The 26,697-nt window shown below is 47.1% G+C and carries 28 protein-coding genes; 17 read left to right on the top strand and 11 right to left on the bottom strand.

Annotation, left to right across the window (positions count from 1 at the left end; genetic code table 11):
* The first annotated feature begins 76 nt into the window (after positions 1-76).
* Together dndD and dndE are read left to right on the top strand one after the other, a co-directional pair.
* Positions 77-2,074, top strand: a complete 1,998-nt coding sequence (gene dndD / locus QUA44_RS08215) for a DNA sulfur modification protein DndD (protein ID WP_333249812.1) — start codon at positions 77-79, stop codon at positions 2,072-2,074.
* A gap of 265 nt (positions 2,075-2,339) precedes the next feature.
* Positions 2,340-2,741: a DNA sulfur modification protein DndE gene (gene dndE / locus QUA44_RS08210; protein WP_333249810.1), complete on the top strand. Its 402-nt coding sequence runs from the start codon at positions 2,340-2,342 to the stop codon at positions 2,739-2,741.
* Between the two features lie 62 nt (positions 2,742-2,803).
* Here dndE and thiD read toward each other — a convergent pair whose 3' ends face one another.
* On the bottom strand, positions 2,804-3,613 hold the full coding sequence (gene thiD / locus QUA44_RS08205) for a bifunctional hydroxymethylpyrimidine kinase/phosphomethylpyrimidine kinase (protein WP_333249808.1): 810 nt from the start codon (positions 3,611-3,613) through the stop codon (positions 2,804-2,806).
* 195 nt (positions 3,614-3,808) lie between these two features.
* Here thiD and QUA44_RS08200 point away from each other — a divergent pair, with 195 nt between their 5' ends.
* Positions 3,809-4,588 carry an MBL fold metallo-hydrolase gene (locus tag QUA44_RS08200; protein WP_333249806.1) on the top strand — a complete coding sequence of 260 codons (780 nt, stop codon included), beginning with the start codon at positions 3,809-3,811 and terminating at the stop codon, positions 4,586-4,588.
* Positions 4,589-4,737: 149 nt separating this feature from the next.
* On the opposite strand, the gene ftsZ is transcribed toward QUA44_RS08200, so the two are convergent.
* Complete coding sequence (gene ftsZ / locus QUA44_RS08195) at positions 4,738-6,006, bottom strand: cell division protein FtsZ (protein ID WP_333249804.1); 1,269 nt, start codon at positions 6,004-6,006, stop codon at positions 4,738-4,740.
* Between the two features lie 375 nt (positions 6,007-6,381).
* Positions 6,382-7,284 carry an FtsQ-type POTRA domain-containing protein gene (locus QUA44_RS08190; RefSeq protein ID WP_333249802.1) on the bottom strand — a complete coding sequence of 301 codons (903 nt, stop codon included), beginning with the start codon at positions 7,282-7,284 and terminating at the stop codon, positions 6,382-6,384.
* Between the two features lie 336 nt (positions 7,285-7,620).
* Here QUA44_RS08190 and QUA44_RS08185 point away from each other — a divergent pair, with 336 nt between their 5' ends.
* From QUA44_RS08185 to QUA44_RS08170, 4 genes are all read left to right on the top strand, one after another.
* Positions 7,621-8,952 (top strand): ATP-binding protein, encoded by a 1,332-nt coding sequence (locus tag QUA44_RS08185; RefSeq protein ID WP_333249800.1) that lies wholly within the window; start codon positions 7,621-7,623, stop codon positions 8,950-8,952.
* Between the two features lie 684 nt (positions 8,953-9,636).
* Positions 9,637-15,108, top strand: a complete 5,472-nt coding sequence (locus QUA44_RS08180) for a WD40 domain-containing protein (RefSeq protein ID WP_333249798.1) — start codon at positions 9,637-9,639, stop codon at positions 15,106-15,108.
* A 184-nt stretch (positions 15,109-15,292) separates the two neighbouring features.
* Entirely contained in the window at positions 15,293-16,099 is an 807-nt protein-coding gene (locus tag QUA44_RS08175) for a TPM domain-containing protein (protein ID WP_333249795.1), read from the top strand.
* A gap of 306 nt (positions 16,100-16,405) precedes the next feature.
* Positions 16,406-17,029 carry a precorrin-8X methylmutase gene (locus QUA44_RS08170; protein WP_333122874.1) on the top strand — a complete coding sequence of 208 codons (624 nt, stop codon included), beginning with the start codon at positions 16,406-16,408 and terminating at the stop codon, positions 17,027-17,029.
* Between the two features lie 294 nt (positions 17,030-17,323).
* Here the strand turns inward: QUA44_RS08170 and QUA44_RS08165 are convergent, their stop codons facing one another.
* The 4 genes from QUA44_RS08165 to QUA44_RS08155 form a co-directional block, all read right to left on the bottom strand.
* On the bottom strand, positions 17,324-17,536 hold the full coding sequence (locus QUA44_RS08165; RefSeq protein WP_333249794.1) for a hypothetical protein: 213 nt from the start codon (positions 17,534-17,536) through the stop codon (positions 17,324-17,326).
* Between the two features lie 29 nt (positions 17,537-17,565).
* Positions 17,566-18,225 (bottom strand): ISAs1 family transposase, encoded by a 660-nt coding sequence (locus QUA44_RS08160; protein ID WP_333249868.1) that lies wholly within the window; start codon positions 18,223-18,225, stop codon positions 17,566-17,568.
* A 58-nt stretch (positions 18,226-18,283) separates the two neighbouring features.
* Positions 18,284-18,475 carry a transposase family protein gene (locus QUA44_RS30675; RefSeq protein WP_445243647.1) on the bottom strand — a complete coding sequence of 64 codons (192 nt, stop codon included), beginning with the start codon at positions 18,473-18,475 and terminating at the stop codon, positions 18,284-18,286.
* A 209-nt stretch (positions 18,476-18,684) separates the two neighbouring features.
* Positions 18,685-19,395: a phosphate ABC transporter permease gene (locus QUA44_RS08155; protein ID WP_333249792.1), complete on the bottom strand. Its 711-nt coding sequence runs from the start codon at positions 19,393-19,395 to the stop codon at positions 18,685-18,687.
* Here QUA44_RS08155 and QUA44_RS08150 point away from each other — a divergent pair.
* Positions 19,325-19,543 carry a hypothetical protein gene (locus tag QUA44_RS08150; protein ID WP_333249871.1) on the top strand — a complete coding sequence of 73 codons (219 nt, stop codon included), beginning with the start codon at positions 19,325-19,327 and terminating at the stop codon, positions 19,541-19,543. The two genes, QUA44_RS08155 and QUA44_RS08150, sit on opposite strands and share 71 nt — an antisense overlap.
* Positions 19,544-19,878: 335 nt before the next feature.
* Here QUA44_RS08150 and dapB read toward each other — a convergent pair whose 3' ends face one another.
* A complete protein-coding gene (gene dapB / locus QUA44_RS08145; protein WP_333249790.1) occupies positions 19,879-20,706 on the bottom strand; it encodes a 4-hydroxy-tetrahydrodipicolinate reductase in 828 nt (275 codons plus the stop codon).
* 303 nt (positions 20,707-21,009) lie between these two features.
* Between dapB and QUA44_RS08140 the strand changes: the two genes are divergently transcribed.
* The 8 genes from QUA44_RS08140 (at position 21,010) to QUA44_RS08110 (ending at position 25,508) form a co-directional block, all read left to right on the top strand.
* Complete coding sequence (locus QUA44_RS08140; RefSeq protein ID WP_333249789.1) at positions 21,010-23,532, top strand: EAL domain-containing protein; 2,523 nt, start codon at positions 21,010-21,012, stop codon at positions 23,530-23,532.
* A complete protein-coding gene (locus QUA44_RS08135; protein ID WP_445243650.1) occupies positions 23,516-23,794 on the top strand; it encodes a hypothetical protein in 279 nt (92 codons plus the stop codon). Before QUA44_RS08140 ends, QUA44_RS08135 begins: the two co-directional genes overlap by 17 nt.
* Before the next feature lie 129 nt (positions 23,795-23,923).
* Complete coding sequence (locus QUA44_RS30670; protein WP_445243649.1) at positions 23,924-24,028, top strand: DUF4160 domain-containing protein; 105 nt, start codon at positions 23,924-23,926, stop codon at positions 24,026-24,028.
* Positions 24,012-24,146: a DUF4160 domain-containing protein gene (locus QUA44_RS08130; protein ID WP_333249786.1), complete on the top strand. Its 135-nt coding sequence runs from the start codon at positions 24,012-24,014 to the stop codon at positions 24,144-24,146. Before QUA44_RS30670 ends, QUA44_RS08130 begins: the two co-directional genes overlap by 17 nt.
* A gap of 14 nt (positions 24,147-24,160) precedes the next feature.
* Positions 24,161-24,457 carry a DUF2442 domain-containing protein gene (locus QUA44_RS08125; RefSeq protein ID WP_333249784.1) on the top strand — a complete coding sequence of 99 codons (297 nt, stop codon included), beginning with the start codon at positions 24,161-24,163 and terminating at the stop codon, positions 24,455-24,457.
* A gap of 167 nt (positions 24,458-24,624) precedes the next feature.
* Positions 24,625-24,822 (top strand): hypothetical protein, encoded by a 198-nt coding sequence (locus QUA44_RS08120; RefSeq protein WP_333309625.1) that lies wholly within the window; start codon positions 24,625-24,627, stop codon positions 24,820-24,822.
* A 46-nt stretch (positions 24,823-24,868) separates the two neighbouring features.
* Positions 24,869-25,201 carry a DUF433 domain-containing protein gene (locus QUA44_RS08115; RefSeq protein WP_333309622.1) on the top strand — a complete coding sequence of 111 codons (333 nt, stop codon included), beginning with the start codon at positions 24,869-24,871 and terminating at the stop codon, positions 25,199-25,201.
* Positions 25,176-25,508 (top strand): DUF5615 family PIN-like protein, encoded by a 333-nt coding sequence (locus tag QUA44_RS08110; protein ID WP_333249777.1) that lies wholly within the window; start codon positions 25,176-25,178, stop codon positions 25,506-25,508. The genes QUA44_RS08115 and QUA44_RS08110 overlap by 26 nt, the downstream gene beginning before the upstream one ends.
* A 25-nt stretch (positions 25,509-25,533) precedes the next feature.
* On the opposite strand, the gene QUA44_RS08105 is transcribed toward QUA44_RS08110, so the two are convergent.
* The 3 genes from QUA44_RS08105 to QUA44_RS08095 form a co-directional block, all read right to left on the bottom strand.
* Positions 25,534-25,665: a hypothetical protein gene (locus QUA44_RS08105; RefSeq protein ID WP_333249775.1), complete on the bottom strand. Its 132-nt coding sequence runs from the start codon at positions 25,663-25,665 to the stop codon at positions 25,534-25,536.
* 135 nt (positions 25,666-25,800) lie between these two features.
* The gene (locus QUA44_RS08100) at positions 25,801-26,058 is read right to left on the bottom strand and encodes a type II toxin-antitoxin system RelE/ParE family toxin (protein WP_333249773.1); all 258 of its coding nucleotides are present in this window, start codon (positions 26,056-26,058) and stop codon (positions 25,801-25,803) included.
* Entirely contained in the window at positions 26,055-26,456 is a 402-nt protein-coding gene (locus tag QUA44_RS08095) for a hypothetical protein (protein WP_333249772.1), read from the bottom strand. The genes QUA44_RS08100 and QUA44_RS08095 overlap by 4 nt, the downstream gene beginning before the upstream one ends.
* A gap of 11 nt (positions 26,457-26,467) precedes the next feature.
* Here QUA44_RS08095 and QUA44_RS08090 point away from each other — a divergent pair, with 11 nt between their 5' ends.
* Positions 26,468-26,605 carry a hypothetical protein gene (locus QUA44_RS08090; RefSeq protein ID WP_333249770.1) on the top strand — a complete coding sequence of 46 codons (138 nt, stop codon included), beginning with the start codon at positions 26,468-26,470 and terminating at the stop codon, positions 26,603-26,605.
* The last annotated feature ends 92 nt before the right edge of the window (positions 26,606-26,697 follow it).

The following is a 26,697-nucleotide window of genomic DNA, read 5'->3' as shown; positions in this document are numbered from 1 at the left end:
ACCACCCATCCGCTAAATCCGCTACAAAATCCGCTGCTAACCGCCCCCCCACCAACCAACAACATCTACATCTACAATGCAATTCCTCGAACTCGTCCTCAAAAACTTCGGCCCCTATGCAGGCACCCAAACCATCAATCTCCGCCCCGAAAAAGACGGAAATCCCTGCCCAGTTATTTTATTTGGCGGCATGAATGGCGGCGGCAAAACCACCCTCATGGACGCCATTCGCCTCGCCCTCTACGGCGGCCGCGCCCAATGTTCCACCAGAGGGAATTTAAGCTACAGCGACTTTCTCAATCAATGCGTCAACCGCCACACTCCCCCATTAGAAGATACCCGCGTCGAACTAACATTTGAACAAGTCCAAGATGATAAATTAGCTCAATTCAAAATAGTTAGATACTGGAAAAAACTAGACATCAAAGACAATTTAAGCATTCTCATATACAGCGAGATTGTCAGCGATTGGTGGTCGGACAAAGCAATTACTAACACTTGGGACGAATACATCGAAACCCTTTTGCCCGTCGGAATCTCCAACCTATTTCTGTTTGACGGCGAACAAGTAAAAGAACTCGCCGAACTCGAAACTCCGCCAGAGTTTGTCGTCGGGGCGATTAAATCTCTTTTAGGTTTAGAATTAGCAGAACGCCTCGCCGTCGATTTAGAAATTTTAGCCGGCCGCAAGCGGAAAGAAATTGCTGGCAAAAAAGACTTGGCTGCTTTAGAGAAAATCGAACAAACTTTTCAGAAACTTTCTGATGAAATAGAGTTGGCTAAGCAAGAACAAGCCAGCTTTAAAAACGAATTAGATAAAGCTCAAAAAAATCAGCAACAAGCATCAGAAAAGTTTATTTATGAAGGCGGGAAAATTGCCGCCGATCGCAGTCAGCTAGACAGACAGCTAAACGACTACAGAAATCAGGCAGAAAAAACCCGTCAAGCCATGATGGAAGTAGCCTCAAATACGCTCCCACTAGCCCTAATTTCGCCCTTGCTAACTGAAGCTAAAATTCAAGCAGAAACAGAAGCCAGCCAGCAGCAAGCAAAGATTGCCCAAAATGTTATCAAACAAAGCAGCTATCGCCTTCTCAACTATATCGCGGAAATCTCATTAAACCCCCAACAACTCGATAAAATTCAAGACTTCATCCGCCAAGAAAACCAAGAACTCGAACAGCAAGTGGGAACAGACATTCCGCCCTGGATGAACGCCGACAACAACAGCATCCAGCAACTAGAAAACCTCCTTAGCTACCAAATCAAAGCCCAGCAAATTCTAGCCCGCAACCAAATAGAAGAAATCAAAAGCATCGAAGCAGAAATCGACTTTACAGACAGACAACTCGCAGCCGCAGCTTCCCCCGAAGCCTACGAAAAACTAGAAGAAGAAGTCAGAAAAGCCCAAAAAGCAGTCGCTATCGCATCCGCAGCCTGCGAATCAGCCAACCGCCGCGTCGATGAATTAGAGAGAGAATTAGCCAAAAACCAAAAAGAACTAGAAAACTACAGCAGCGAATACATCACCATCAGAAACAGCCAACACGTCATCGCTTCGATCGCCAAAGCCCAAGCTACCCTCAAACTATTTAAAGAAAAACTCACCCTCAAAAAACTCAACAAACTCGAAATAGAAATTACCGACTGTTTTCGCTACCTCTTGCACAAAACCGACTTGGTGCACAGAGTTGCGATCGACACTCAAACATTTAGCCTCTCCATTTACGATCCAGAAGGCAAACCGGTACCCAAACACCGACTTTCTGCCGGGGAAAAACAGTTGCTAGCGATCGCCTTTTTGTGGGGATTGGCTAGAGTATCCGGGAGACAATTGCCAGTGGCGATCGACACTCCCTTGGGCCGCCTCGACTCCTCCCACAGAAACAACCTAGTGGAACGCTATTTCCCCTCGGCCAGCCACCAAGTCATCCTGCTTTCTACCGACACGGAAATTAGCAAAGTAGAATATGATAAGCTGCAAGAATTGGAGGCGATCGCCCACAGCTACCTCCTCAAATACGACTCCGCCAAACACCAAACCACCGTCGAAAAAGGTTACTTCTGGGAATAAAAACTCGCCCTAAAAAATAGCCGCAACCCCTTGACTTTGCCCGGGAGTTGCGGTAGTATATATAGCATAATGGGATGGTGGCGAAAATTTTATTTTTGCCACCATCCCATTATTAAGGATAAATCCTACTAAAATAAGAATACCAAAAAAAAACGATTTAATCAAGTCGCGTCGTGTAAAAAAATGTTAATTATTTCCAGTTATCTAGAGGCTTGGCTTCCCCAATATTAACACTTTTTACAATATACCAAACAATCTCAAACTCATGGAACCACCAGTCGATCGCATCCGCCTCTCCCAAACCGGCAAAGACCAACTATCAAAACTGAAACGATCGACCAAAATCGATCAGTGGAATATTCTATGCAGGTGGGGATTTTGCCGATCGCTCGCCGAGCCCAGCATCCCATCCCCAGTGCCAATTCCCAGCGACAGCAACGTCGAATTAAGCTGGGATGTCTTCGGCGGCGACATGGCTGATATCTTGATAATGGCCCTCAAGCAGCGCTGTCACCAAGATAATTTGGGCACGGAAAAGGAAACTCTAGCTAAACAATTTCGCCTACACTTGCATCGAGGGATTGGTTATTTAGCCGGCGATCCGAATCTTAAGAAAATAGAAGATTTAGTGGCGATCGCTCTTTCGCCTGAAAAATTAAGAAGTTAAACGAACCGCGAAGACGCAAAGGACGCGAAGGAAGAAGGGAAAAGAAGGGATGAGTTCACAATTTACTTCAGTAAAAGTGGGAAAAAATGACCTACTGGCCCTTGACCTTCCCCAATATCCAAAGCATATTTTAGAGCATTAGTAACATAATCCTTCGCCAATATCACCGCTGTAAATAAATCTTTACCTAATGCTAAATTAGCGCAGATCGCAGCACTCAAAGTACAACCAGTCCCGTGAGTATTCCCAGTATCAACATTTTCAGTCTTCAACACGTCCAACCGCGTACCATCAAACCAAACATCAATCCCCCGCAAATCCCCCTTCATCCCGCCGCCCTTGACCAAAACAGCTTTCGCACCCAAACGATAAATCTGCTGCGCCGCCGATCGCATATCATCCACAGAATCAATCTGCAAACCGCTCAAAATCTGAGCCTCAAACCGATTCGGAGTCACGACAGCAGCCATTGGAATCAAAACATCCCGCAAAAACGCGATCGCCCCATCGTCAATCAGTCGATCGCCTGATCGTGAAACCATCACCGGATCGACAACCAAATTCCCTATTCCCAAAGCTTCCACCTGCGAAGCCACCACCGCCATAATCTCCCGATTCAGCAGCATCCCAGTCTTCACAGCATCCACCCCAATATCCCCAACCACCGCCTCAATTTGAGCCGCCACAGCCTCCGCAGGCATTGCATCCACCCGCATCACCCCCAAAGTATTTTGAGCCGTCACGCAAGTCAGAGCACTCGTACCGTGCACGCAGTGAAACGCAAAAGTCCGCAAATCCGCCTGAATCCCAGCCCCACCGCCACTATCAGATCCAGCCACAGTCAAACCCACAGGAATCTTAGATTTAATCATCTTTTTTGCAACCGCAGATAAACGCAGATAAATCCCATCATATCCGCGTTAATCCGTGTTCATCCGCCCTCATCTGCGGTAAAAAAATCCCATCATATCCGCGTTAATCCGTGTTCATCCGCCCTCATCTGCGGTAAAAAAATCCCAAACAAAATTAGCTATGATTAAACCAATTGTAAAGAATTATTGCAAACTATGAAACTCACCCGCATCGACCTCAACTCCTGGATTTTCCACATCGCCGGCCAAACCATCCTCGTCGATCCGTGGCTAATCGATCCCCTGGTATTTTACGGTCAACCCTGGCTGTTCACCGCCTACCACAACACCCCCGTCGCCTTTACGCCCGACACCTTACCGCCGATCGACCTTATCCTAATTTCCCAAGGCTTAGACGACCACTGTCACAGACCAACACTCGAAAAACTAGATCGCACCATTCCCGCGATCGCCTCCCCCACCGCCGCCAAAGTCCTCAGCAGTTTGGGATACACCAATATCACATCTTTAGCCAATTGGCAAGAGTTTAAATTTAAAGAATTATTACAAATAATCGCCGTACCCGGAGCCGAAATTCAGCCCGGACAAGAAGAAAACGGCTATTTGTTAAAAGATTTAAGCAGCGGCGAGACACTTTATTACGAACCGCACTTACCGCCCTTAGAAAAAGTCAAACAGAAAATAGACACGGTAGACGTAGCCATCGCCCCCGTCATCGGTCAAATCTTCCCATTCCTCGGACAAGTCATCATGGGGCCCAAAGAAGCCCTCAAACTCGCCGAAACTCTCAAACCGAAGTTTTTCTTACCTACAACTGCAGGAGATATCCGAGCCACCGGTATTTTACCAATGTTAGCGCGATCGCTCGGCAGCCTCCCCGAATTTCGCGATTTACTAGCAAAATCGGGACTCTCCACCCAACTCCTCGAACCCGAACCAGGCCAAACCCTAGAAATTTTAGATTTTAGATTTTAGATTTTAGATTTTTTTGATTGGAGATTTTTGATTAATTCCAAATCCACAATCTCAATAGATTGTAGATTTTAGATTTTTTTGATTGGAGATTTTAGACTTATTCCAAATCCCCAATCCACAATCCCAAATCTAAAATCTAAAATCTACAATTATCTAGGTGGGCGACGGTTACGCAAAAACTCAGGAATATCTAATCCCAAATCTTGCGGTTTAATTTTCGGATCAGGCGCCTGTTGAGCAGGAGTCACCGGCACAGTTGCAGCCCGCCAAGGAGCATTCACATTTTGAGTGCGCCCCGCAGGAGAAGGTGGAACTTCTCCCGAAAAACCAGTAGCGATCACAGTAATCTTAATTTCGCCCTGAAGCCGCTCGTCAATCACCGCTCCAAAAATAATATTCGCATTCGGATCGACAACCTCGTAAATCGTCTCAGCCGCGGCATTCACCTCGTGCAGAGTCATGTCAGTACCGCCAGTGATGTTAAACACCACACCTCTAGCGCCCTCAATAGACGAAGCTTCCAGCAGCGGGGAAGAAATAGCCTGCATCGCAGCCTCCCGAGCCCGCGACTTGCCAGATCCCACGCCGATGCCCATCAACGCCGAACCCGCATCTGCCATTACAGCCCGCACGTCAGCAAAGTCAACGTTCACCAAACCAGGAATCGTAATAATGTCAGAAATACCCTGAACCCCTTGGCGCAAGATATCGTCAGCAACTCGAAAAGCTTCTTGCACCGGCATTTGTTCCGAAATCACCGATAGCAGCTTGTCGTTAGGAATCACGATCAGCGTATCCACCCGGGTTTGCAAAGCTGCAATCCCTTCCTCGGCTTGGCTGGTGCGCCGCCGTCCCTCAAACGTAAAAGGCCGCGTTACTATGCCCACAGTCAACGCGCCCATTTCTTTGGCTACTTCAGCGACAATCGGAGCCGCACCCGTGCCAGTACCGCCGCCCATGCCGGCTGTGATAAACACCAAATCCGCGTGATTCAAAGCATTAGCAACTTCGTCGCGAGATTCTTCGGCTGCTTTTTGTCCGATCGCCGGATTGCCTCCAGCACCCAAGCCGCGCGTCAACTTTTGTCCGACTTGCAAGCGTTTGGGAGCATTTGACAGCACCAGGGCTTGGGAATCCGTATTCACGCACCAAAACTCGACCCCAGAAATCTCGCTAGCAATCATCCGGTTAACGGCGTTGCCGCCACCCCCGCCGACACCAATTACTTTGATTCTCGCGGCACTGCTGGGCATTATGTCTTTGGGATTCACCATAGGATCGATATCAATACTATCTACATTTACATAACCAGACTTGCGTCTAAACGGATTGGCAGAATCGAGAGCCACCGGAAAATTTTTTACTTCTTCCGAAGGGGGACTGTCTTGATCAGACCCCTGTCTATTATTAAGCTTCATTAGAGTCGGGGATAGTAGATTACAGCTTTTTAACTTAACTAAACGCCAATTCACATCAACTATAGGCTAAAGTTGCCGAAAAACTAACACAGATCGAGGCTGAATGTTAGGAATCTCGGATTTTGTCGGTGTCGATCGCCCGTACCTCGCCCCTGCCCCGTTCAGGCGCTCGTGCCTTCGGCATTTGTAGGGCTTTGCAGAACAACAAAACATCAACACTAGCCGGAGACGCTTCTTTAGGGGAAAAAAAGCAGGATTTTTTTCCCTAAAGGAGCCCTATCAAACAATTGTCCCTATGTCAAGCCCTGCGTATCTATCCAGAGCGGTAAAAATTCTGCCGGATGACGGATACTTCTACCTTTTCTTGACAGAGGATCAATTCTGACCGCGAGTTGGTGGGGGACTTGCACTCTCCAAACTAGGGGGGGGTTCTGGCAAGTGGACGATCGGCGAAGCAGGATTTTTCAAGTCAATGTAGGCTATTTTGCTTGAATCTAGCTGTTTTGGCAATTGTCGCATTCGGTCTAAAACCTTAAGTTGCTCCGCAGTCTTGGAACTGTACGGCCCTAAGTGTACGGTACCGATCTCTGTTTTCAAGATCAAGTTATTCGGGTTTTGCCAATTAATCTCAAACACTTTCACCGTTAAGCCGCTGAGTCCTTGGTAAAACTTCGGCCAAGAGGCGCGATACTGTTCCAAAGGCCCGATGACTTTTAAAGTGGGCAAAGAACGCTGAGGCTGCGTTCCCGGAATGCTGCCGGGCCCGATCGAATTATTCTGCGATCGTACAGCAGTATAACTATCCGACGGCATCCAACCTCCGCGAGCGTCCAGCCACCCCACTTTTTCCTTGTCACTGTTCGATCTCAACACCGCCGTCGGCTGCGCCACGGCCACCGGCAGGCGTTCTGCCACTTCTATAGTCAAACTCGGCGGAAACAAGTTACGAGTCACCTTCGCTTTAGCGATGGGCCCCGTTGACTCCAGCTTTTCGGCCAGGGCCTGCGGTTGAATCCCCCACAGCGACTGCGGGTAAGACAGCGGCACCAAAGACCGCACCGCCTTATCCGACAGCCACTGATTGCCCTCCACCTTCACTTGTTCCGATCGGGCAATTAACCAAGCCGGCTGAGCAATCCACCACAGTAAACCTCCAGCCATTGCACTTGCTGCCAGCATTTGCCACACAACAGCCGCCAATCGAGCGCGCCTCTGCTGCCGCAACTTTTGGCGCCTGCGCCCTAACTCTGTTTGAGAAACCGCTCCAAAACTAGCCATCTACGTCTTGACAATATAGTAATTAAGGATTAGCACAAATTCAAAACTGTTTAATCTCTCTCTTGAACCCTGTTTTCCCCTACCATTTAACCAGATCCCCACAAATTTACCCTGACTCCTGCCAAGATCAGTAATATCACTGAGCCCGCTAGGTAATTCAAAAGTTTTAATTAAGAATTTCCAATTCCAGCGCCGGGAAAACCCCTTACCAGCTCCAGGTTGTTTGGGTATTTAGGGCATTACCCCACAGTGCAAAAGGTTACAAATCAAACTAAACTCAGGCAAAGAAAGTTTAGACTTTCGATTAACTTTTTTAACTTTTAGTCGGCTTCTATTGTGATCGCACTCGAATTAGACAGATTCTATAAAGCCTGCAACCCGAGCAAGACCCTTGTTGCGGGAGACCCAGGAGATTATCAATACTACATTGATTTTGGTTCCGTGCGTGGCGGCAAAATCATTGAATCTTTACAGCGAACCATTACCCGCATCTCCCCCAACGAGCCAACCTGTCAGCTATTTACAGGACATATCGGCTGTGGCAAATCTACCGAATTGTTTCGGCTGAAAGCTGAGTTAGAGCAAGAGGGTTTTTGCGTCGTCTACTTCGAGTCTTCCCAAGACTTAGACATGGGAGATGTAGACATCAGCGATATTTTGCTGAGCATTGCGCGCCAAGTCAGCGAAACTATGGAATCGGCTAAAATCAAACTCAGACCGAGCTATTTTACAAATCTGTTTGCAGAAGTAGCAGAATTTTTGCAGACTCCCATAGATTTGTCAGCGGAAGCCGAGTTATCTGTAGGCATTGCTAGAGTTACTGCTAAAACTAAAGACTCTCCCAAACTGCGATCGCAACTCAGGCAATATCTCGAACCCCGCACCAACAGCATTTTGCAGTCGATCAACGAAGAACTTCTCAACAAAGCTAACGCCGAACTTAAGCACCAAGGCAAAAAAGGGCTCGCAGTCATTGTTGACAACCTTGATCGCCTCGACGCCTCCCTCAAACCCAGCGGACGCACCCAGCCAGAATACTTGTTTTTAGACCGCGGCGAACAGTTGAAAAAACTTAATTGCCATGTTGTCTACACGATTCCCTTGACTTTGATTTTTTCCAACGACTTCGGCCGCCTCGCTAGTCGATTTGGAGTCAAGCCCAAGGTGATGCCGATGGTACCGGTGCAAATGCGATCGGGCGAAGACCACATTGAAGGAATGGCACTGCTGCGGCAGCTAGTATTAGCTAGAGCTTTCCCGAAAGTTGCTCCCCATCAACGCCTTGATTTGATTTCCCAGGTGTTTGACTCTCCCGAAACTTTAGATCGGCTGTGTCGGATTAGTGGCGGTCACGTTCGCAATCTACTGATGCTTTTGTATAGCTGTTTGCAGCACGAAGACCCTCCCTTCTCTCGCGAATGCCTCGAAAGCGTCATTCAAGAATATCGCGATGACCTTTTGGGAGCCATCAATGACATGGAATGGGAATTGCTGTTTCAAGTCGTCAACCGACAAAGTGTAACCGGCGAAGAAGAGTCTCAAATCTTGTTGCGAAGTATGTTTGTCTTTGAATACCGCGATCAAGAAGGTCGTTGGTTTGGGATTAATCCAGCCCTAGCAGAAACCCGAAAATATAAGGAGTGGCAGCAGCGCACTGAAGCAAAATAGTTGGGATTTTTGAGATAGCTTCGTGACTCTAAGAACCCTTAACCACGAGGGACTTAGAAAGTATTTAACTGAAAATTCATCGCTCACAACTCCGAAATCTTACAATCCAATACAGAAATCAGTCAGCGGTTTTTGCCACTGGCTGATTTCTGGTGAATGCTGGCTATAGGCGGTGAATGTTATTGTCGTGTAAAACTTTGCCACCACTAAGGACTTTGCCCACTCTCAACTCTCATATCTGCAATGTCAGACCCCCTATGTCTGTTTTTATCTGTTGCTCTTAATTTCAACTAATCCCATCCCGGACGACAGTTTTTTTTTGCGGTTGTGTTAAATGCCTGCTACAGATATATCAGAGTTGTTTACTAATAGCTAGTCGTCGGTATGATCATGAACTTAGCGGTTGGCTATTTATGATCGGTAGTTTTTTATATATAGCTGAATCGAAAAATCTAAGATGACCTTAAATTTTTATTGGGAAGTCTAGCATTCTCTGAGATTGAGAGGTATGATATCTTTACATTGGCTATAATAACTATGTAAGTATTGATAGGACAAGTACGGAAAACTACGTATTTATACAGAGATAAAGCGTCAGACAGAGACGGCTATGTCTAAGTAGATACGCTTTCAGTCACGATTGGCGAGCGTTAGGTAATTGATTAATGCAAAAGAGGTGCACGCATGACCGATCTAATTAAGGTACAAGAAACTGCCAACTACAACGAGCGCTCGCTCAAAACTCTGGTCAGGTCTATCACAATGTCTCAACACCAATTCTCGCTAATTTTGGTGCGCTGCAACTACGAGCAGTTGCGGCAGCAAATAGCGCAGCGGCTGCGAGAAGTGTCCCCAGTTCCAATTCAAGATATCGTCCTGCCAGCTTCAGTCAAAACCCTTTACACTACTCTGCAGGCAAGCACTTTCCAGGAGGGGTACTCGCCTGTCGGTGCCGCCTCGGCTTTGATGGTATTCGGTTTAGAAACAGTAGTAGCGATCGACGAACTGATGGCCTCTACCAATCAAGTGCGAGACGAATTTCGCAAGAATTTTTCCTGCCCAGTGATTTTGTGGGTAACAGATGACATCGTGACCAAAATGATTCGTCTGGCCCCGGATTTCAAAAGTTGGGCCGCCGCCACAATTAAATTTGAAATGGGCGTTGACGAATTAATTAATTTCCTCGCTAGGCGGGCCGATACTATATTTAAAATAGGCGAACTCAATCAAGAACTCGCTAGCAGCAACTTCAGCACCATCGCTAATGGTGAGACCTGCGAAACCCCGTGCGAAAAACGCGACCTAGAGCGCGAAATCAGCCCTGGAGAACGCTTTCTAACTGTTAACTCAGGGCCCCAAAACCGACGACTATCAGATGTCCACTCCTATTCGCCCTTGAGTCCGGGCAATACCTTCGATTTGGCGATCGGCTCTTTGCCACGCCGAGAACTAGAATTAGCTTTAAGAGATTTACAAAATCGCGGTCAAGAATTAGAACCCGCCCTCAAAGCCAGCCTGCAATTCGTTCTCGGTCGAGATTACTATGTCAGCGACCAAACCGAAACAGCCTTAATTCACTACCAAGAAAGCTTAATATTTTGGCAGCAGAAAACGGGCAACTGGGAACTGGCAAACTTGGAACATTCCGAAAACCCAGAAACCTTCTCCTCCTTGTCGAATCCTGTCCCCAAAATTTTATTTTTAGAGAGAGAAGGCATAGTGCTGTTTCACATAGCCCTGTGTCACCGCTTGCAAGCAGCCAGAAACCCGGTAGCCAACCGCCAACACTGGGAACAAGCTTGGATTAGCCTGGAACAATCTAGAAACGCTTTCTCCCTTGCCTCACGCCCGGAATTGGTAGCTGAGGTGACAGCACACCTGGGACAAGTGCTGCAGCGCTTGAAAGCTTGGGGAGAGTTGCAAGCATTAGCTGAAAATTCTTTGCAGTTGCACTTCACTTACGGTACTCCCAGCCAACTAGCTCAAGATTACGGCTTTTTGGCTGAAGTTGCCCTGCAACAGTCGAGGTGGAGTCAAGCCCGCCAGCTAGCCGAGTTGGCTTTGGCGATTTTGGATCAAACGCCTAATGATTTGAGATTGCTGATTGAAGATTTGAGATTGGGGTTTGAAGGAAATTACCCAGAATTTGTAGGTACTAACGAGTCAAGTAACGATCCCAAATCTAAAATCCAACATCCCAAATCCGACAGGAGTTCGTATCTTTTACTTTTAGCCCGAAGTTTGCGACAGCTAGGGCAGTGGGAAGCAGCGGTTCATTCTTTGGAGTTGGCTCAATCTCAAAGCGAGCCGAAGTACGACCCCCGACTTTACATCGATATTTTGACGGAATTGCAAGCGGTTTATTTCGAGCAGGGAGAGTATCTTAAAGCATTTCGGATTAAAAAAACCCAGCGTTCGATCGAATATCAATACGGATTTAGGGCTTTTATCGGAGCCAGCCAATTGCAGCAGCAGCGACAAGCCGTCAATCCTTCGGGCCCCTCAGCTCAAAATCAAGCCGCCATCGCAGCGTCCATGACAGCTTACTCGCGCCAAACAGACATCAATAACTTGCTAGAAAGAATTAGCAGGGACGACCATAAATTAACTATTATTCACGGGCCCAGCGGTGTCGGGAAAAGTTCTCTAGTCAATGCCGGCTTAGTACCAGCTTTGAAAAATATTACTCCGGGCGCGCGCGATACATTGCCCGTAGTAGTCAAAGTTTACACCGACTGGTTGGTGGAGTTAGAAAATGCTTTGAACGGCGCGCTGTACGACAAACAAGCCGAAGAGGAAAGGAAATTAATCTCCAAAGGAGTACAGGGAATTCACAAAAAAAGTTGCTCGGTTATCCCCGCTCGCAGCTCGGAAATCTCCTCTTTTATTATAGAGCAGTTGCGCGAAAATGCCACAAATAATTTGTTGACTGTGCTGATTTTCGATCAATTTGAAGAGTTTTTCTTTGTTTCGACTTCGGTGGCACAAAGACAACTTTTTTATAACTTTTTGCGCTTGTTTTTGAACCTGCCTTACGTCAAGATAATTCTGTGCTTGCGCGAAGATTATTTACACTACTTACTGGATTGCGATCGCTTCCCAAATCTTGACGCTATTAACAATAATATTCTCGACAAAAGCATCCGCTACCAACTGCGGAGTTTTTCTATCAAAGACGCGCGGGCTGTCATCGGACACTTAACAGAACGGGCGGAATTTTATTTAGAGCCGGCACTGATCGATGCCTTCGTAGAAGATTTAGCAGACGAACTGCAAGAAGTGCGACCAATCGAATTGCAGGTAGTGGGAGCGCAACTGCAAGAAGAAGGTATTACCAGTCTAGCACAATACCAGCAATTGGGGGACAATCCCAAAGCGGAATTAGTGAAAAGATCGCTCGAAGGAGTCATCTCTGACTGCGGTCTGGTTAACGAAGATGCAGCGTGGAAAATCTTGTTTTCCCTGACAGATGAAAGAGGCGTTCGCCTGATAAAAACAAAACACGAACTCTCGTTAGTGACAGGCCAACAGCCAGCAGATGCGGGCGAAAAAGAATTATTGGCGATCGGCAGAAACCGAATTTCCCTACAGCGACAGTTCGCAAAAGACCCAGAAAGCCGACAAAAGAAAACCGACAACCTCGACTTAATTTTAGACATTTTAGTCGGTCACGGTTTGCTATTTCTGCTGCGGGAAGCCCCAGAAGACCGCTATCAATTGGTACACGACTATTTAGTGCGGCCGATCCGCCAAAGATTCGGCTTAGAAGCCAGACTACACAAAGCAGAAGCGGACAAAAAAATGAGTCAAGCACAGCTCTACCGAGCCAATACTTTTCTCAAGCAACTGCTGGGATTAGCAGTGATCGGCGTCATGCTGCTAACCAGTTCCACCATCGCCGCCGTAAATTTTTGGTGGCGGGCTGTGGGTCAAAAACAGCTAGCTGTCGCTCAAACTCAGCGAGCCGAAATCAGTACCCTGACTGCAGCTTCGGAAGCACTTTATTTCTCAAACAACAAATTTGACGCCATGATGGAAAGTTTGAGAGCTGGTAAAAAGTGGAAACAGATCGAACACTCCCAACAAATGTACACTCTCAAAGACACCGAAATTCTGATTTCTGCTGCCCTCCAGCAGGCAGTTTATGGAGTCAAAGAACGCAACCGCTTGGAAGGACACGGCGATGTAGTTTGGGGTCTTAGCTTCAGTCCAGACGGCGAAACAATAGCTTCTTCCAGTGTAGATAAAACCGTCAAACTTTGGCAGCGCGACGGCAGTTTGTTGGCAACTTTCAAGGGTCACACTAACAGCGTCTCCTCTGTCGCGTTCAGTCCCGCCAACAAAATCATAGCCTCGGCAAGTTTAGATAAAACTGTCAAAATTTGGCAAACAGACGGCAGTTTGCTGGCAACTTTCAACGGGCATACTAATAGTGTTACCAGCGTTGCTTTTAGCCCTGACGGTCAAACGATCGCCAGTGGATCTACAGACAAAACTATCAAACTTTGGAAAACCGACGGCACGCTGCTGCGAACGATCGAACAATTTGCTCCCGTAAATTGGCTCAGCTTCAGCCGCGACGGCCAAATAGTCGCTGTGGCGAGCGATGACGGTACTGTGAAACTGTGGAGTTCTGACGGCCGGTTAATCGCTAATTTATGGCATAGCGAAAACAGACAACCCTCGAAAATTTACACCGTCAGTTTCTCCCCCGATGGTGAAACGATCGCCAGTGCGGGTGAAGACAAAACGGTGAAAATCTGGAGCATCGCTGCACTAAAACACCCAGCAACAGAAAATTCAACACAAGCAAATAAGGGCGAACTGCTAACAACTTTGCGGGGACACAGCAAATGGGTATTTGGTGTCAGTTTCTCCCCCGACGGTCAAACACTTGCTTCTGGAAGTGCAGACGGGACTGTCAAACTCTGGAGTCTTGCTGGTGTTGGCGACAAACGCCCAACCGATGCTAGCAACATTAAACCAGAAAGTCGCTTACTGAGAACTTTTGAGGGACACGCCGATCGAGTTACTCAGGTGAGTTTTAGCCCGGAAGGCAAAACCTTGGCTTCGGCAAGTTTTGACAAAACTGTCAGGCTGTGGCGGCTCGATGACGTGCCGCTCAAAACCCTCGACGGACACCAAAACCGGGTGCAAAGCGTTACTTTCAGCCCCGACGGCCAAAGGCTGGCTTCTGCTTCTACGGACAAAACTATCAAACTCTGGAGCCGCACGGGGGTTTTGCTGGAAACCTTGGAAGGACACACTCAGAGAGTCGCCAGCGTCAGTTTCAGCCCCGACGGCCAGCTACTTGCTTCTGGGAGTTACGACAAAACGGTGAAAGTCTGGAGTCTGAAAGAGGAGGGGATGAGTAATATTCTTCCTTGTCCTTCGGCTCCGCTGTTTCCGTGTTCGCCTTCTGTGCTGTTCACTCTCGACGGCCACGCCGACAGCGTGATGAGCGTGAGTTTTAGCCCCGACAGCGAAGTTCTGGCTTCGGCGAGCAAGGATAAGACTGTGAAACTCTGGACTAGAAACGGCAGGCTGATTAAGACTTTGACGGGACACACAGGCTGGGTGACTGGGGTGACTTTCAGTCCCGACGGCTCGATGCTGGCTTCTGCAAGTGATGATGGTACTCTCAAACTCTGGAATCGGGATGGTCGTTTGCTAAGAACTTTTGAAGGAGCTCACAACAGTTTTGTGTTGGGGGTTGCTTTTAGCCCTGATGGCAAAATGCTGGCTTCGGCTGGTTACGACAATTCGGTGAAATTGTGGAAGGTAGACGGGACTTTGGTGGCGACGCTGCTGAAGGGTTCTAGCGACAGCGTGACTAGCGTGGGTTTTAGCCCGGATGGTTTGTTGGTTGCTTCGGGCAGTTATGACCATAAGGTGAAGCTGTGGAGTCGCAGCGGGACTTTGCTGAAAACTTTGACGGGTCACAAGGATAGTGTGATGAGTGTGAGTTTTAGCCCGGATGGGAAGGTTCTGGCTTCTGCGGGCCGGGATAATCGGGTGATTTTGTGGAATTTGGATCTTGACGATTTGCTGGTGAGGGGCTGTGACTGGGTGGGAGATTATCTGAGAACTAATCCTAATGTGAGTGATCGCGATCGGCGTCTCTGTGAGGGGGTTGGGGCAAAATCTCAATTTTAGTCATTTGACTGTTGACGGTTGACTGTTGACGGTTGACTGTTCAAAACTTTCCTTGCTTGAACTCTTCCCCTTGCTCTCGGCTTCCTGTAAAGTAAATAATTGTAAAGAAATATGAGTTTTCTCTTATCCTCTGGTTAAGACCGCCAGCTAGCATTCACAATTAAGACCCGGATTATAAGTTCCTATGTCACAGCTTTTCCCGCGAAAATTTCTAGCCTCTGTTGCCGCATTTTTTCTGGCTTTGTCTGTGTGGACGATCGCACCTGCGGCCCACGCTTTCAATAATCCCGATTTGTTGCCTTCAACTCAGACGCCGATCATTGACTTAGCTAAAGCCCTTACGGATATTGAAGAACAAAATTTGGCAAAAAATTTAAAGGCATTTGAAGCCGAAACCGGCTGGAAACTGCGAGTGCTGACTCAGTACGATCGCACGCCCGGTTTGGCTGTCAAAAGTTATTGGGGGCTAGATAACAAGAGTGTGTTGCTAGTTGCTGACCCCCGAGGAGGCAATTTGCTCAATTTTAATGTGGGCGACTCGCTGTATCCGCTGCTGCCACGCACTTTTTGGGTGGAACTGCAAACCCGCTACGGTAATCAATTTTTTGTGCGGGACAATGGGGAAGATCGAGCGATTATTGAATCTTTGGAGTCGATAGAAGGCTGTTTGCGTCAGGGCGGATGCCGCGTGGTTCCCGGTTTGCCCAGGGAACAGTGGATTCTGACGTTAATTACGTCGGTGGTTGGCGGCGTCATCTGCGGGTTTGCGGCTCAGCCTCGGAAGCCGGGACAGGTTGTGGCTTGGCAGTGGGCGCTGATTTTTTCGCCGCTGTGGGGCATTCTGTTTTTCGCTTTCGGACTGGGGCCGGTGGTGACTCGGACTTCTGACTGGTTGCCTGTGGTTCGGAATGTGGCCGGTTTTGCGATCGGAGCTTTGGTGGCATTCCTGACTCCGGTGTTGGGCAAATCTTCTTCGTCGTCGGAAACTTAGTTGTCATATCAATTCCGGTTGCACTCATACATGATTGTTGACTGTTGACTGTTGACTGTTGACTGTTGACTGTTGACTGTTGACCCTTCGACTTCGCGAGCGGGCATCGCTGTTGACTGTAGAAGGAGGGATCGAAAAACTGAATGGTTGAGTGTTAACTGTTGACTCGATTTTATTATTCCGATGCAACCGGAAACGATATCAGTTGGCAGTTGGCAGGAAAGCAGATTTTACTCAACAGTCAACGAATGACTAAAAGCTGGTAAGCTGATACCTGACAACTCACAGGCGACAGCTATCCAACAAATGGAATGGCACGTAAGCGATGCCCAGAGTCTGGGATTAATCGATAACGAAATTGGCGACCACGGTTTTTCAGCGGCGGAGTACGAAATAGTCCGCCGCGTGATTTATGCGACTGCTGATTTTGAGTACAAGTCTTTAATTAGTTTTTCCGATCAGGCTTTGCAGGCTGGGGCGGCAGCTTTGGCTGCTCGGACTACGATCGTGGTAGATGTGCCGATGGTGCAGGTGGGCATTACGCCCCTAATCCAAAGTACCTTTGCGAATCCGGTTTACTGTTCGATGGAGGCTTTGACGCGCCCTCAAAAGGAAAGGACGCGGGCGGCTTGGGGGATTGAAACTTTGGCAAAACGCTATCCTGAAGGGATTTTTGTTGTGGGCCAGGCTCAAACTGCTTTGTCGGCGATCGTAGATTTGATTGAATCTGAGGAAATTCGGCCGGCTTTGGTAATTGGGACTCCTTCTGGGTTTGTGGGGGTTGACGTGGCTAAGTCGCGGCTGCACGATTCGATGATTCCTCACATTCGGATTGAGGGCCGCAAGGGCTCTGCGGTGGTGGCTGTGGCTATTGTTAACGGTTTGGTGGATTTGGCTTGGCAGGCTTATGGCCAAGAGGGGAACAGTTGATGCGGTTTGTTATAGCAGTTGACAGTTGACAGTTGACAGTTGACAGTTGCATAACGGGAATCAAATCATTGATGCAGTACGGCTATCGGCTCTATTCATGAAGTTATTTATGTCCTCACCGATGTGGCGGTTGCTATACATGAATCGGGGCGGGCATTTTTGGCACGGCCCCTACAGGAATTGGTTTTTTTGTAATTTATAGTGCGATCGGCAATTGCAGCAGATTTGCGTTTTAAGCAGGGTGGATTAATTGTCGAGAGGCGAAATCAAGGCTATGAAGGCTATTGACCAACTTTATGCGAGGCATTTAACAGGTTTATCTTGACCAGATAAATCAAAAAGCAACTCACTCAAATCTTCTATTTGATTAGCCATTAATCTTAAAGCTTCAGGAAAAGTATGAGTACCTTTCATTCGAGCCAATGACACTAAAAATTGCCTGACCATTGCCCAATTAGCAGGTGCATTGCCACCGCGACGAATATCGTTATCCTCGTTTAACGTCACATCTTTAACCCAATGCAGTCGATTCTCAATTAACCAGTGCCACGAATAGCCTCGGCAAATTGACTCGCAGACCAATCCCGACTACTTAAATAATAGTGTACTTCATCGAAATTAATCAGGTGACGACGACTTTTTTTTCCCTCCCATCTGGTTCCAGATCTCCTGACCACAATTATGTGTTTTGCACTCCTCCAAAGGGGTAATAATTGAGGTGGAATTGGATCAATCTTGGTGTGGCGAGTTGTGGTTCGCCCATGTACACATTCAGAGACTTCGTATTCGTCAGTCGCCACGGCAGAACTCACTAATTTCTTAGCCGCTTTAAACAGATTTAATTGATTCTTTTTGAGCGTAACTATATAGTCATTGCCACAATTAATAATTAACGCTAGCGTTTTTTTTTGACAATGTAGTGCATCGAGGGTAATTACTACTTTATTACCGGAGAGTTCTTGAACGATATCCTGTACGACTTCGACTTCACTTTTCTGTTTGTTTTCCATAACTTGATGTCTCACTACCCATCCATGATGATGACTATAAACGGAAACCATAGTGACAAAGTTTTGGTAAGAGCTGTTGCCACCTGTTAAGGTACTTTTAATGCCTTTTCCGTCCATTGCCATCCATTCTCCTTCGTCTATTGACAATGTTTGTTTATACCACACATTAAAAAGAACTGCTAAAATCTCAAAATCTCATGCTTGAATTATATTTCTAAACGTTGAATCTGATGGAAAGCGAATATCAGGCGGGAGAGCCAATAATTTTATGAGGGTTTTTTCGATGATTTTTTGTAAATTCTACCAAGGGCTTATACCCCCAATATCCCGTGCAACTACCCAACAAAATTATTGTGAGCATCAGCCAGAGTGGATGTCTAATTCCTCGGTTTTTTCGATGGTCTGGAACTAATTTAATCGCTTCTAATAAATTCATTAATTCTTTGTCCTATAGTGATAGTCTTACCCGATGGTAATATCTGATTGCCTCTTCTATGATACATTATTGCGTTGACAATTAATCCACCCTGCTTCTTAAGGGGGATTTAGGGGAATCTGGCCTCGGCTATCAGCGAGAGAGACTACAGGTTTTCGGAGTAAAAACCCGGTTTATGGGTGGGTTTCTGGGGATGGAGAAATTGTTGTTTAATAATCGGCGGTTCGTCTTTTTACATCTCTGCTTTGATTGTTTGTATCCCGCCCTTTTTTCTGTCTACCTTTTTTGATTTGCTGGCTCATTTCTACAAACAAATCTCTGCGTAAATAAGGATAATCGCTTACCCACACGTCGCGGCTGGGAATGTAAATGTCGGAAACTTTGGCGATTCTGCCTAAGTCTTCTATATCTGACATGATTAACATTAATGCTGCTTGGCCGGGGACAATTCCCTGGTGATCTTTTCGCAGGGGTGCTCGCAATGTGGTAGTAAATCCGGTTTTGTCGCCTATTTCTAGGTTGATGCGCGGTTCTAGGTTGTCTACTATTACGAGTTGTCCTTTTTGATTGACTGTTTCTTCTTGACTGGTGATTTCATCTGTGATATAAATATCCAAAACTCGCCCTTGCCAAAAACCACAATATTTATGTTTGCGGCATTCTGCATTCCGCAAACTTGCCCACAAAATTGGCCCCCACAGCCAGTACAAACCAGCTATCAATCCGGTGATTAAAACTAGCGGCCCGACATCGGAACCGACGAAGTTGTAAACTACCAGGAGGAAAACTACGCTGACTGCAGAGATTAACATTCGCCTCAAAAAATCGGGCGGTTTTCCCCAGATATATTTGTATTGCGCTCCCGTGGCGACGGCGGGAATTAGTTCTTTGAAGGTTTCTTGGGTTAGGGGAATTAGCATAGGAGGAAGGAAGAAGGAAGAGGGAAGTTCGGCAACGGATTATGTAACGGATGTAACGGATGTAACGGATGTAACGGATGTAACGGATGGAAGTCGGAAGAGGGAAGAAGGAAGAAGGAAGAGGGAAGTTCGGCAACGGATTATGTAACGGATGTAACGGATGTAACGGATGGAAGTCCGATGGAAGTCGGAAGAGGGAAGAAGGAAGAAGGAAGAGGGAAGAAGCTAATCAACCGTAGGGTGCGTCAGGGGGAAAGTTGTTAGTCTGTTGTCAAAACATTCTGCCCTGACGCACCCTACAATAACTCGATCTCCCTGACGCAGCCCTTAAGAATGGGGGGACAAGATTCTGATCAAAGTCCCCCTTCTTAAGGGGGATTTAGGGGGATCGAGACTTGGCAATCAGCGAGATTAATCAAAGGTTTAAGGCGATTGTTGAAACTAATAACAACTATCAACTGACAACTGTCAACTGATCGCTAATTACAGGATTTTTTCTAATCCGTAAACGAGCGATCGCAATTCTATGACTTTTCGCACTGATAACAAAACTCCGGGCATATAACAAGCCCGATCGCTCGTATCGTGTCGTAAAGTATAAACTTGACCTGCGCCGCCAAAAATTACCTCTTGGTGGGCAATTAAACCGGGTAAACGGATGCTGTGAATGCGAATCCCTTCATCCGCCACAGATCCCCGCGCTCCGGCTAATTTTTCGGTTTCCTCAACTTCTGGCAGATTGAAAGTTTTTCCCATTTCTGCTAACATTTGGGCAGTTTGAATCGCCGTGCCGCTGGGAGCGTCGGCTTTTTGATTGTGGTGCAGCTCGATAATTTCTACGTGTTCAAAATACTGAGATGCCGTGACGGCGGCTTGTTGGAGCAAAACCATGCCGATCGAGAAATTGGGTATGATCAAACAGCCGATGCTGGCTTTGTCAGCAAATTCAGCTAAGTTTTCAATTTGCTTGCTGCTCAAGCCAGTAGTGCCGACTACCGGGCGAATGCCGTAAGCTATAGCCGATCGCACGTTTTCATAAACTGACGAAGGGTGTGTAAAATCTACCATCACGCCTAACTGCTTTTCCTGAGCTGCTAATACCAGCATTCCTTGCAAGTCGTCTGTGATGGGAACTTCTAACGGGCCGCATCCGGCTAATTCGCCGGCATCGGCGTTGAGGCACTCAGGAGAGCGGTCTACAGCCCCAAATAAGGTCATGTCACTAGCATGGGCGATCGCCTTGATTACTTCGCGGCCCATTTTGCCTGCTGCACCGTTAACAATCACCGGAATCGGAAGTTGATTCGCCATAATCTCAAAAATATCCTGAAAGTTCGATCGACTAAATTTTAACGCTTGTGGGAATTGGGGGAAACGGGGGAATTAAAGACAGGATTTGTCGGCAAATCTTCAAAAACCCGGTTCCGATTCGAGAAATACTTTGCCAAATCGAGTAATTAGCTTAAAGAAACTCGGTTGCGGCAGAAGTTCTGAAAAAATTACATTCAATCTCATATTAAGCTCAATTCTGTAAGAACAGACTTGTGCAAAGCTAATTTGCACCGACATATTTTTTCTGTGACTGCCAAATTCTCTCGAAATCTTCGATATGTCATGTCTGTGGCAACTGGCCTCAACCTGAGTTCTCAAAACCGACGGGTCAGGATTTTGCCTGCAATGCTTGTGGGCGCGACTGTAACGCTGCTGAATATGGGAGTTCGGCAGTTGGGAGGCCTGCAAAGCTGGGAGTTGGGGAGTTTTGACTCGTTAGTGCGCTTGCAGCCAGATTCCGGCCCCGATCCGCGGCTGCTGGTAGTGGAAATTTCTGAAGCCGATATTCAAGCTTTGGGGAGATTTCCGATTTCCGACAAGACGATCGCTCAAACCTTGGCAAAACTGCAAAAGTATCAGCCAAAAGTCATCGGTTTGGATTTGTACCGGGATTTGCCTCAAGCGCCGGGACACGAAGAATTGCTGGCCGGGCTGAAAGCACCGAATGTGGTGGCGATTTATAAATTGAGGGATTCAGAAAGTGAGGGAGTGCCTGCGCCTCCGGGGATACCGCCCGATCGGGTCGGTTTTAACGACTTCGTGCTCGATCCTGATGGCGTTGTACGCCGCAATTTGCTCTCAGTCTCGCAAGCACAGAAGAATACTGCTTTCTCGTTTTCTGTGCAAGTGGCTTTGTTGTATCTCAAAGACAGAGTGCAGCCGGAAAATAGCCCTGTTCATCCCCACCAAATCAACTGGGGAAAGGCAGAATTTGTGCCTTTAACTTCTAACAGTGGCGGCTATGCAAATCTCGATGCCAAAGGCTACCAAATTCTGCTCAAATACCGTTCTGGTAAGGATGTGGCGCGACAAGTCAGTATCAGGCAGGTATTGAAGGGGGAAATTGAACCAAGCTGGGTTAAGGACAAGATTGTGTTGATCGGGACGACGGCACCGAGTACCAGAGATTTGTTTTTGACGCCTTACAGCCCGGTTAAAAAGCAAAGTCCGAAAATGCCGGGGGTGTTGCTGCACGCGCAAATGCTCAGCCAAATATTGAGTGCGGTTTTGGATGGGCGATCGCTGTTTTGGGTGTGGCCGGAATGGGCGGAAATTTTGTGGAACGGTGCTTGGGCGGTGATTGGCGGGGTTTTGGCTTGGCGTATTGTGCACCCTGTGAGGGCGGGATTGGCTGGGGGTGCTGCATTGATGGGGCTGTTGGGGATTAGTTATGGGATTTTTACTGGGGGTGGGTGGGTACCGTTAGTGTCGCCGACTTTGGGTTTGGTGGTGACTGGTGTGGGTGTCAGTGCTTACAGGAAGCTTTACGATGCTTTTCACGATTCTCTGACGGGTTTGCCCAACCGGGATTTGTTCGTGGATTGCCTGGGGCGGGCGATCGCCAATACTAGGGGCCGCCGCAGCTATCTGTTTGCGGTGCTGTTTCTGGATTTAGACAGGTTTAAGGTGATTAATGATTCTTTGGGTCATTTGGTGGGGGATGAACTGCTGATGTCGGTGGTGCTGCGGTTGAGGGCGATTATTGGCCCCGGGGATACTGTGGCGCGGGTGGGGGGCGACGATTTTGCGATTTTGGTGAGGAATATTGATGTTGACAGTGCTGTGGATTTGGCCGCTCGCATTCACCAAGCTTTAATTGTGCCTTTTGAGTTGAAGGGGCAGGAGGTGTTTGTGACTGCGAGCATCGGGATTGCCCTGGGGGGCGAACCCGCTGCTACTGTCAGGGAACAGCCGGAACACTTGCTACGGGATGCCCACACGGCGATGTACCGGGCGAAGGCTTTGGGAACGGGAAGGTATCAGGTGTTTAATGCTTCGATGCACGCTTTGGCGGTGGAGAGGTTGCAGTTGGAAACTGATTTGCGGATGGCCCTCAAGCGTCAGGAGTTTTTGCTGCACTATCAGCCGTTTGTATCTTTGGCAAGCGGTAGGATTATTGGCTTTGAGGCTTTGGTGCGTTGGCAACACCCGCTGCGGGGTTTGATTGGGCCCATGAAGTTTATTCCGGTGGCTGAGGAAACGGGGGCAATTGTGCCGCTGGGTGAGTGGGTGTTGGAGGAGGCTTGCCGGCAGTTGGGGCTTTGGGAGGGAATGTTTGATTTCGATCGACCTTTGATTATGAGTGTAAATTTATCTGGGAAGCAGTTTGCTCAGCCGGATTTGGTCGATCGCATTCAGGTGATTTTGGAAACAACGGGTTTGAGTGCCGAGAGTTTGAAGTTGGAGATTACTGAGAGTGTGGTGATGGAGGATGTGGAGTCGGCGATCGGGGTTTTGAAGCAGATGAAAGCGTTAAATGTCAAGTTGGGAATTGATGATTTTGGCACTGGTTATTCGTCGTTGAGTTATTTGAGTCGGTTTCCTACGGATACTTTGAAGGTTGATAAGTCGTTTGTGGGGCGGATGGAGATCGAAAGCGAGGGGGAGAATGTGGCGATCGTGCGGACGATTGTGGCGCTGGCTCACGCTTTGGGTATGGATGTGATTGCTGAGGGTGTGGAGACGGCGGCACAATTAGCTAGGTTGAGGGCGATCGGCTGCGAATACGGTCAAGGTTATTTTTTTGCTAAGCCTTTACCGAGCGAGGCTGCTACTGCTTTGATGGCTTCTGAGCCGCAGTGGTAGTTGTGGGTTATTAGTTATTGGTTATTGGTTGTTGGTTGTTGGTTGTTGGTTGTTGGTTATTGGTTATTGGTCAATACCGTCGCCCGCAAGCATTTTTTTCGCAGACGATCGCACTTTTGAGGTGAACCGTCATCGATCTATCAGGTGCGATCGGCTAGTTTTGTGCGAAACGCGGCTTAATTATCATAAAACTTTACGAAATCATGTAGTGTTGGGAGCGATCGAAAGAGGGCGATCGACTTTAGTTGAGAAAAAGGACTAAAGGGATCTCGCACTTTGTGACTAATTCCAAAAGGGATCTCGACTGTCATTGTGTCATTAGCTCGGCTATAATAGTCCTCGTATCATTATTTAAAGAACCTTTATGCCAGAAGTTGCACGATTTTAGGGAATAATCATCAAAATTTTCTTTGGGGATCATCCACCTCCTCATTTTCACGCAGTTTACGGTGAGTACAATGCTTTAATCGGTATTGAGTATGCCAGAGATTATTGAAGGAGACTTACCGAATCGGGTTCAAAAGCTGGTAATAGAATGGGCTACATTGTACCAGAAAGAACTGCTGGATATGTGGAACAGCCAAGAATTTAGTAAACTTCCACCATTAAAATAACTGGGATTTTTTTTATGAAATCTGAGCGCATTGTTTCTGCTCAAGCTATTGACGGTCGCACCTTGATAGTTAAGTTTACAAATCTAGAAGTGAAAAAATACGACATTTCTAAGTTATTAGAAAATCCGATGTTTGCGACCTTACGCAATCCTGGGTTTTTCAGGAATTTTAGAATTGAACCGGGTGGTTATGGACTGGTTTGGAATGAAGATATCGATATTAGTGAATATGAACTTTGGCAGAATGGCATTAGTTGCACGGATGAGGAAATCGAGCGATATATTGAATCTATTCATCATGTTGCTCGCTGAGAAATAATGCCCGATTCTTCTGAGCGATCGCACTTTGTGACTAATTCCACTCATGGCGATCGACCTTGTTTGACAAAGATGAGTTAAGGGCGATCGCACTTTTTGACTGATTCCAAAAGGGATCTCGACCTTTGTTGAGAAAAAGGGGTAAAGGGCGATCGCACTTTGTGACTCATTCCACTCATGGCGATCGACCGTCGCACTCAAAAACCAACCGTGACTTATCTATCTGGAAGAAGGCGCTAGTTTTATACAGAACGCGGCCTAATCTTCAGAAAACTTTACAAAGATCGGATTTGAGTCTGGAAAAGTTGACTCAGGAAGGGCGATCGCTATCTATACCGCCTTGGTTGTTGTTAAAATAGGAACTAATTCCGCATTGTGCGATAAAAAATCATGACTCAGATGCCTATGCCATCGGTAATCCAAGAACATATTGAAATTACTCCGGGTATTTGTGGCGGTAAACCACGTATAGCCGGACATCGAATTAGGGTTCAAGATGTTGTAATTTGGCACGAAAAGATGGGAATGTCTCCTGATGAAATTGTGTCGCGGTATCCCACAATTAATTTAGCAGATGTATACGCAGCCTTGACTTATTACCACGACCATCTTGACGAAATTCGACAACAGATTCGAGATAGTGATGCTTTTGTGCGGGAATTGCAAGCTAAAACTCCTTCCAAGGTGCAGCAGAAATTGAGAGGGCAGAATCTTGGAAAAGATCCGATTTCATTGTGATGAACAAGTCGAACGGGCGATCGCAGAAGCTTTGAGAAGGCGCGGTATTGATGTTACGACTACACCGGAAGCAGGACTTTTAAGTGCTGCTGATGAAGAACAATTAGCTTTTGCAATTTCTCAAGAACGAGTAATCTTTACCCAGGATGACGATTTTTTGGCAATTCATCAGCGGGGTTTAGAGCATTGCGGTATTGTTTACTGTCACCAAAACAGCCGTTCACTTGGTGAAATTGTGCGCGGTTTGATTCTGATTTGGGAGGTACTTGAACCGTCGGATATGCAGAACCATATAGAGTTTATTTGAAAAGGTCGATCGCACTCACAACCCGTCAGGAGCGATCGCCATTTCCATATCCCCAAAAGAGCGATCGCACTTTGTGACTAATTCCACTCATGGCGATCGATCTTTCTTGAGAAAAAGGGGTAAAGGGCGATCGCACTTTGTGACTAATTCCACTCATGGCGATCGATCTTTCTTGAGAAAGATGAGTTAAGGACGATCGCCGAGTTCACAGCACTATCGTGCATCTGCGAGTTTTCGAGGAGAAACTCTGGATCAGTTTTGATTAAAAGCAGTTTGCAAATTACGATAACCACTAATTAAGGAGCAAAATTTCAATACCTTCTCCAACAATTTGGTAAAAAATGATGTAGTCCATCAACGGTATCCCTCGCAAACCAGGAGCAAACCGATCGTAGGATCGGCCCAAATACGGAAACTCGGCGAGATACTGACATTTTTTGCCAAAACCTTCGACAAAGCGATCGCCTGCATCTATGCTTTGCTCTAGAAAATAATCGGAAATTTCTGATAAATCTCGACTCGCATCAATCGTAATAACCAAACGTTTCATACTGCTGCTTCTTTGGCGCTTTGCACTTTAGCTCTCAGTTGAGCTAGCACCACGTTTGCTTCTAACACTTCGCCACGCTGTGCTTGTTCCCGTGCGATGTTAATTTTTTTGCGAGTTGCTTCGGCCCAGACTAAGTATTCTGGGCTACGATCGGAATCGGGTAGCGCAACGTCATCAATCAGTAACAGTAAGGCGGTGTTGATAGCTTCTTCTAAAGAGGGGTATTGCCCTTGTTTGACGAGGGTTTCGAGAACTTGGGTTTGGGCTTGGCTAAGGGTAATTTGCACGATCGTATTCAACCTTTCGTTGCAGGATAGTTCTACTGTATCGTAGCAAATCGGCAAGCGATCGCCCATCTGCAATCCCAAGCGTCGCACTTTGTGACTAATTCCACTCATGGCGATCGATCTTGGTTGAGAAAGATGAGTTAAGGGCGATCGCACTTTTTGACTTATTCCAAAAGTGCGATCGACCTTCGCGCGTGAAAAAGGAGTTAAGGGCGATCGTACTTGAGAAAGAGGAGGAAAGAGCGATCGACCTTAGTTGAGAAATGGGAATTAAGGGCGATCGACCTTTCTATGAAAAAAGAGCGATCGACCTCTCGGATAGTGGAGGTAGGGCGATCTGGCTCATCAAGCA

It is taken from the genome of Microcoleus sp. N9_A2, assembly GCF_036701775.1.
GTDB lineage: Bacteria > Cyanobacteriota > Cyanobacteriia > Cyanobacteriales > Microcoleaceae > Microcoleus.
This window is presented reverse-complemented; position numbering and strand designations above follow the sequence as displayed.

Bases quoted from the DNA above. Each gene is read 5' to 3' on its own strand.
- dndD (WP_333249812.1), top strand. From the start codon at position 77: ATGCAATTCCTCGAACTCGTCCTCAAAAACTTCGGCCCCTATGCAGGC.
- dndE (WP_333249810.1), top strand. From the start codon at position 2,340: ATGGAACCACCAGTCGATCGCATCCGCCTCTCCCAAACCGGCAAAGAC.
- thiD (WP_333249808.1), bottom strand. From the start codon at position 3,613: ATGATTAAATCTAAGATTCCTGTGGGTTTGACTGTGGCTGGATCTGAT.
- QUA44_RS08200 (WP_333249806.1), top strand. From the start codon at position 3,809: ATGAAACTCACCCGCATCGACCTCAACTCCTGGATTTTCCACATCGCC.
- ftsZ (WP_333249804.1), bottom strand. From the start codon at position 6,006: ATGAAGCTTAATAATAGACAGGGGTCTGATCAAGACAGTCCCCCTTCG.
- QUA44_RS08190 (WP_333249802.1), bottom strand. From the start codon at position 7,284: ATGGCTAGTTTTGGAGCGGTTTCTCAAACAGAGTTAGGGCGCAGGCGC.
- QUA44_RS08180 (WP_333249798.1), top strand. From the start codon at position 9,637: ATGACCGATCTAATTAAGGTACAAGAAACTGCCAACTACAACGAGCGC.
- QUA44_RS08175 (WP_333249795.1), top strand. From the start codon at position 15,293: ATGTCACAGCTTTTCCCGCGAAAATTTCTAGCCTCTGTTGCCGCATTT.
- QUA44_RS08170 (WP_333122874.1), top strand. From the start codon at position 16,406: ATGGAATGGCACGTAAGCGATGCCCAGAGTCTGGGATTAATCGATAAC.
- QUA44_RS30675 (WP_445243647.1), bottom strand. From the start codon at position 18,475: ATGAATTTATTAGAAGCGATTAAATTAGTTCCAGACCATCGAAAAAAC.
- QUA44_RS08155 (WP_333249792.1), bottom strand. From the start codon at position 19,395: ATGCTAATTCCCCTAACCCAAGAAACCTTCAAAGAACTAATTCCCGCC.
- dapB (WP_333249790.1), bottom strand. From the start codon at position 20,706: ATGGCGAATCAACTTCCGATTCCGGTGATTGTTAACGGTGCAGCAGGC.
- QUA44_RS08140 (WP_333249789.1), top strand. From the start codon at position 21,010: ATGTCTGTGGCAACTGGCCTCAACCTGAGTTCTCAAAACCGACGGGTC.
- QUA44_RS08130 (WP_333249786.1), top strand. From the start codon at position 24,012: ATGCCAGAGATTATTGAAGGAGACTTACCGAATCGGGTTCAAAAGCTG.
- QUA44_RS08125 (WP_333249784.1), top strand. From the start codon at position 24,161: ATGAAATCTGAGCGCATTGTTTCTGCTCAAGCTATTGACGGTCGCACC.
- QUA44_RS08115 (WP_333309622.1), top strand. From the start codon at position 24,869: ATGCCATCGGTAATCCAAGAACATATTGAAATTACTCCGGGTATTTGT.
- QUA44_RS08105 (WP_333249775.1), bottom strand. From the start codon at position 25,665: ATGAGTGGAATTAGTCACAAAGTGCGATCGCCCTTTACCCCTTTTTCT.
- QUA44_RS08100 (WP_333249773.1), bottom strand. From the start codon at position 26,058: ATGAAACGTTTGGTTATTACGATTGATGCGAGTCGAGATTTATCAGAA.
- QUA44_RS08095 (WP_333249772.1), bottom strand. From the start codon at position 26,456: ATGAGTGGAATTAGTCACAAAGTGCGACGCTTGGGATTGCAGATGGGC.